This is a genomic window from Pelomonas dachongensis (genome assembly GCF_043555865.1).
GTDB lineage: Bacteria > Pseudomonadota > Gammaproteobacteria > Burkholderiales > Burkholderiaceae_C > Pelomonas > Pelomonas dachongensis.
The window spans coordinates 1-253 of sequence record NZ_JBIGHY010000071.1; the positions used below are offsets into that span (position 1 = coordinate 1).

Below are 253 nucleotides of genomic sequence, written 5' to 3' on the forward strand. Positions count from 1 at the left end.
CAACAGCGTCATGAACTTCAATCCCGAACGATCGCGTCAGCCGCTGCTCAACCCGACATGACCCGCCGCTGGTCGCCGGGGCCGTGCCCACAGCGAGTTGCCTGGAAATGGATTTTGCAGGTCTGACTACCTGTTCGTGGCCATCGACCGGGCCACGCGCTGGGTGTTCCTGCGCGTGTATGCCGACCAGAGCGAGGCCAGCAGCGTGGACTTCTTGGAGCGGCTTCACGAGGCCGCGCCGATGAAGATCGCC

1 pseudogene is annotated in these 253 nt (G+C 64.0%); it reads left to right on the forward strand.

From position 1 onward, the window contains the following. Positions 1 to 127 precede the first annotated feature (127 nt). Positions 128 to 253: pseudogene (locus tag ACG02S_RS26365) on the forward strand (IS481 family transposase); the annotation flags it as partial.